The 5,350-nt window shown below is 43.3% G+C and carries 4 protein-coding genes and 1 pseudogene; 3 read left to right on the forward strand and 2 right to left on the reverse strand.

Annotated elements, in window-relative coordinates:
* Nucleotides 1–347 (reverse strand): annotated as a pseudogene (locus F6J94_RS29705) (glycosyltransferase family 1 protein); the annotation flags it as partial.
* A 55-nt stretch (nt 348–402) separates the two neighbouring features.
* A complete protein-coding gene (locus F6J94_RS29710) occupies nt 403–2,085 on the reverse strand; it encodes a capsule biosynthesis protein (protein ID WP_293046893.1) in 1,683 nt (560 codons plus the stop codon).
* 155 nt (nt 2,086–2,240) lie between these two features.
* Here F6J94_RS29710 and pip point away from each other — a divergent pair, with 155 nt between their 5' ends.
* The 3 genes from pip to recO all read left to right on the forward strand — a co-directional run bounded on the left by pip (nt 2,241) and on the right by recO (nt 5,220).
* Nucleotides 2,241–3,185 (forward strand): prolyl aminopeptidase, encoded by a 945-nt coding sequence (gene pip / locus F6J94_RS29715; protein ID WP_293046895.1) that lies wholly within the window; start codon nt 2,241–2,243, stop codon nt 3,183–3,185.
* Between the two features lie 326 nt (nt 3,186–3,511).
* Nucleotides 3,512–4,192, forward strand: coding sequence for a deoxyribose-phosphate aldolase (gene deoC / locus F6J94_RS29720; RefSeq protein WP_293046897.1), 681 nt, complete (start codon nt 3,512–3,514; stop codon nt 4,190–4,192).
* Between the two features lie 92 nt (nt 4,193–4,284).
* On the forward strand, nt 4,285–5,220 hold the full coding sequence (gene recO / locus F6J94_RS29725; RefSeq protein ID WP_293046900.1) for a DNA repair protein RecO: 936 nt from the start codon (nt 4,285–4,287) through the stop codon (nt 5,218–5,220).
* The last annotated feature ends 130 nt before the right edge of the window (nt 5,221–5,350 follow it).

Raw genomic sequence — 5,350 nt, forward strand, 5'->3', positions numbered from 1 at the left:
CTGATATCGTCCATGGTACTGACCATGTCGTTTATCCCTGTCAAAAAAGCTTGCTCACAATAAGGTAAGATGGGATTAGGTATAGTAGCTAGTAAACTAGAGAGGGTAACCGGTAACGGTATAGTTTTAATCTCTAGATTTTGAATCTCTAAATGCCTAGTTAGCACTTCAAGAAATGACCAATCACGAGATAACCATTTTCTTACACTTGGTTGATAGGCGAGGCTTAACTGAAAGTCTTCCTGACCTTGTAGCTTATGGAGTGCCTGAATTAAATTTAAGGCATACATCCCAATGCCACTTAACCTATGGCGGATTGGTGTAGCATCAACAGCAATTTTGATCATAGTGTAATCATTAGTTAATTACCAAGTATAATTATAATTTGTACTTGGTAATTAACTAATTAGTATATATAAACTCTGTTCCGGTCAAGATGCCGTCACAGATAACATCTAATCCTTTACTTTTACCAGGAATTAATTCATTGACATCAGATACCTGAAGTTTAAATTCCGATGGATTACTAGCTTCGGTGGTCATCTCTAGAGGAATCATGCGGCGGAAGAAAAAGTGATAGGCATACTTTCTTGCTCGTTTTATGATTGCCTCAGGTAAGCCATCCCCTAGGGGTAACTGATCTAAATACTGAACATACTCCTCTACAGAACTGGCATCCATAGTGATGCCTTTATTACGAATCCACGCTTCTCCTGCAACAATTACAGGTATGCCCATGCTAGTCAACTCTACACCCATTTTAGTGCCGTAGATTAGAGCAGCATTACATTGGAGGATAGCAGCATAGGTGCTAACGGGACTTTCTGGGGGAATCACAAACACATTTGGAGGGAGAGTGGGGAAAACCTGACGAATTTCTTCAAACAAGGGTTGACGCGATCGCAAAGTCCCTCGAATTTCTGCTGGGTGGATCCGAATTAACAACTGTAACTCTGGTCTTATAGCAAAATACCGAATAGTTGTCAATACCCATTCCAGCATATTAGGAAAAGCATTAACTGGGTAATGGAGTTGAGCATCCCACATCACATTAGTCAGTAACCCAATACAAGGACGAGAAAAGTCTACTCCTACCGCATCAGTAATTTTGGTCAGGTCAAATTGAGGACTTTCATGGAACCAAATCCAATCCTGAGTTCCTTGCCAGCGACTTTTCAAATAGTCCATCAACTGCTGTTCCATCTGGGAAGTCCACGGTATAGTTTCCCAATTACTTACTGGCTCCCACATCAGCTGGTGATGATAGGTTTCATGGTGACTAAAGATAAAGCACTGTTTGCGATAAGCAGGATTCCAGTTGACCACCCGCACCCCTTCTTGACGGGCTACTTCACCAGTCAACCCCTGAGGAACATAAATCCCATGGTTAAATACAGCACACTCAACCTTAACGGTTTGCAGCAGCCGACGGGTCGCCCAAGTGGTCAGGATTGCCGCTTGGAAGTAACGCTTGAGAATCGGCTCAGCATTGGGTTCCCCTTCCAGGGAAGCACGAGCATAAAATCGCAGAGCTCCTGCTAAAGCGTGTTCCCCCACAGCTACCCCATTTAGGGTGTACTTTTCAATTTCAGCAATGGTGAGACTGCTAGCTATATCCTTGGCCTGTTGGTAATCTGTATCTGTGAGAAAGTCACTGTAGCGATGGATAGTTAATCCTAGGGGCTTATAGATCCCATCGGCTAGGGGAAAGCAGTCGTTACACAAGTCACGTTTAGGACCATAGTTTACAAACAAGTCCTGTTTGGGATAAAAACTGACATCACACCAAAAACAAGCTGGTAAAATACCATCACAGAGCAAAATGTGAACTTGAGCACCCCTGAGGGTTAACCCTACTGCTAGTAGACTTTCTAAAGTGATGGAATGAATTTCCCCACCCACACTAGTAGCTACCAGAATCTTAGTGCCAGTTTGGGCAGCCTTTAGGGCATTTTGCCATTGGTTTAGAGACCCTTTCAAGACCAAATCCCACCTTGGCTGATCTCGAATAATGCGCTGTCTACGCTTATAGAGCTTAACCCTGCGATGAAGGGATTTGTTCCGCTTGAGAAACTCTTTGATCATTTGATGGTTGACGGTTGACGGTTGACGGTTGACTGTGAACAGCTAACACTCAGCTAAGCCGGATTAATAGCATATTACTTTCACCATAGAGGTTTGGAGATCATTGCTTTTGTATGTACTTTATGTAATCGTAACTGTAACCCCAAGGCACAACTATGCGAGAACTCTATCCCCCCATCGAACCTTACAACCAGCAAACCCTAACAGTTTCTAACCTACACACCATTTATTTTGAAGAGTCGGGTAACCCACAAGGTCAGCCAGTAGTGGTGTTACACGGAGGACCAGGAGGTGGTAGCCAACCGGTTTATCGCCAATACTTTGACCCACAGAAATGGCGAATTGTGATGTTTGATCAACGGGGTTGTGGTAAAAGTATCCCCCATGCTGAACTTGAGCAGAACACTACCTGGGATTTAGTTAGTGATATCGAAAAACTGCGAGTAAAACTGGGTATTGAGCAGTGGGTAGTTTTTGGGGGTAGTTGGGGTAGTACTCTGTCTTTAGCCTATAGTCAAACCCATCCTGAACGCTGTCTAGGACTGATATTGCGCGGCATTTTTATGCTCAGGCAAAAGGAAATTCGTTGGTTCTATCAGGAGGGAACAAGCTATATTTTTCCTGATGCTTGGGAAGACTATATCAAGCCGATTCCAGAAGCAGAACGCCATGATCTAATTTCTGCTTACTATCGACGGTTGACCAGTCCGGATCCTCAAACCCGCAATTCAGCAGCTCGGGCTTGGTCAATTTGGGAAGCAAGTACTAGTAAACTCTTCCAAGACCCAACCCTAATCCAAAAGTTTGGTGAGGGTGAATTTGCTGATGCCTTTGCCAGAATTGAGTGTCATTACTTTGTCAATAAAGGCTTTTTTGAACGAGAAGACCAGTTACTGAGGAATGTAGATCGGATTAAATCTATCCCTGGAGTGATTGTCCAAGGACGCTATGATGTGGTTTGTCCGATGGTATCAGCTTGGGAATTACATCGGGCTTGGCCAGAAGCTGAGTTGATTGTGGTACCTGATGCCGGTCATTCCATGGCAGAACCAGGTATCCGCAGTGCTTTGCTCGAAGCAACGGATAAGTTTTTAATCTGACGGGGTGACAGCAGCCTTGTTAGGCATGCAGCAATGCTGCATCAAGAAGGGACGGTTGAATCAGGTTGGGGACAGTTGACCGTTGACGGTTAACTGTTAGAGTTGTGCTTTGGTTGATTGTAAGCATTCAGCTATCAGCATTCAGGATTCAGATATCAGCTTATCCGTTACAGATGGTGCTATCAGCTATCAGCCGCGTAGCGTGGTCTTGGCCAACGGCTGACCGCTGACCGCTGAATACTTACGGTTGATTTTTCCTTAAGTATCTTAATTTTTTGATAAATTTTGATAAATAATGATATAGGAGTCTCAAATAAAGCCTAGCGATGGATATAGACTATCCAGACATTGATATTGCTCCCCTAATCGACCATGCCCTGCTTATTCCCACGGCTACACCAGAGCAGGTGGAAAAATGGTGTCAAGAGGCAGACCAATATAAGTTTGCTACAGTGTGTGTCCCGCCAGTTTACGTTAAACAAGCGGCTGAACTCCTCCACAGTAGAGTACCAAAGGTTTGTACTGTCATTGGTTTTCCGATCGGTGCTACAACACCCACTGCTAAGCTTTATGAAGCCCAAGAGGCAGTGGAAAATGGAGCGACAGAGCTAGATGTAATGATTCACCTCGGTGCTTTGAAAGTGGGTAAAACAGAGGAACTTTACCAAGAAATTGCCCAAATCTGTGAAGAAACGGGTAAAACTGTCAAAGTAATCTTGGAAACTACTGTGCTGAGTGATACGGAAAAACGTCTTGCTGCGGAAATCTGTATGGATGCTGGGGCGCAATTTATCAAAACCAGCACTGGCTGGAATGGTGGTGCCACAGTTGATGATGTCCGATTGTTGAAAAAAGTGACTAAGGGACAAGTTGGAATCAAGGCATCAGGAGGTATCCGAACCATCGAGCAAGCTTTCGATTTAGTCATTGCTGGAGCAACTAGATTAGGCACCTCCCGTGGTCCTGACTTGCTGCGACAACGGGATAACCTGGAAATTAAGAATTAAGAATTAAAAATTAAGAATTAAAAATTAAGAATTAAAAATTAAAAATTAAAAATTAAGAATTAAACTTAAAAATTAGCAAGTAATAATGACTAATGAGTCAAACCTACAAAGCCACTGGAATTAATCTGAAAAGTATACCGCTGGGGGAAGCGGACAGGTTGGTGACAATTTTAACTAGGGAGTTGGGTCTGATTCGGGTAGTGGCACCAGGGGCAAGGAAGCAGAAATCGAAGTTAGGTGGTAGGAGTGGTTTGTTTGTGGTCAATCAACTACTGCTGGCAAAAGGGCGATCGCTAGATAAAATTATCCAAGCAGAAACTACCGAATCTTACCGAGGATTGAGTCAGGAGCTCAGTAAACTGGCAGCTAGCCAGTATCTGGCAGAATTAGTTCTCTGTCATGCTTTGAGTGAGCAGCCTCAGGAAGAACTCTACGAACTACTTAATGAACATCTACGGCGTCTTGAGCAGTTACCTAAAATTACGGCTAATCCCTCAGGGTTGTCTTTAGTGTTAGCTCATTTGTCCCATGGTGTCTTTCACCTGCTTGCCCTGGCCGGAATTGCACCTCAAGTACAATTGTGTTGTATCACACAACACAGTTTAAGACCAGATTTAACTGACCCGAATTGGCGGGTTGGTTTTAGTGTAGAAGCTGGTGGAACTATTAGTTTAGTCAGTAATCAGTCCAATCGGAACCATTTACCTAATCAAACTATTCCGAATCAAGAACAGACCTTGACTGAAACCATTGACAACCCTGATACTGATGTCATCCTACCCCCTCCTCCACGAGTAAATCATAAGCTGAATGCTCTGGAGTTAACTCTGCTTCAACAACTGGCAGCTGCTGAATTACCTCAGCTGAGTACACTATTAAAAGACCAATTGGGAGGGTGGAAGGCGGCTGAGTCTGTAGATTCACTATGGGTGAAGTTGGAGCGAATTTTAAGAGACTACGCTCAGTATCACTTTGGTCGCTCAATTCGCTCAGCGGCTTTAGTGGATGCGTTGTCGTCTGTTAATTAATACTAATAATGAGTGTCTGTTAATAGTTAATAGGTAATAGTTAATAGGTAATAGGTGATATATAATGGGTAATAAATAATAGTTAATGGATAATTAAAATCTAATTGTGCTGCTGTTCAACACCACAATA

Source organism: Moorena sp. SIO1F2, assembly GCF_010672755.1.
Classification (GTDB): domain Bacteria; phylum Cyanobacteriota; class Cyanobacteriia; order Cyanobacteriales; family Coleofasciculaceae; genus Moorena.

Bases quoted from the DNA above. Each gene is read 5' to 3' on its own strand.
- pip (WP_293046895.1), top strand. From the start codon at position 2,241: ATGCGAGAACTCTATCCCCCCATCGAACCTTACAACCAGCAAACCCTA.
- F6J94_RS29710 (WP_293046893.1), bottom strand. From the start codon at position 2,085: ATGATCAAAGAGTTTCTCAAGCGGAACAAATCCCTTCATCGCAGGGTT.
- deoC (WP_293046897.1), top strand. From the start codon at position 3,512: ATGGATATAGACTATCCAGACATTGATATTGCTCCCCTAATCGACCAT.
- recO (WP_293046900.1), top strand. From the start codon at position 4,285: ATGAGTCAAACCTACAAAGCCACTGGAATTAATCTGAAAAGTATACCG.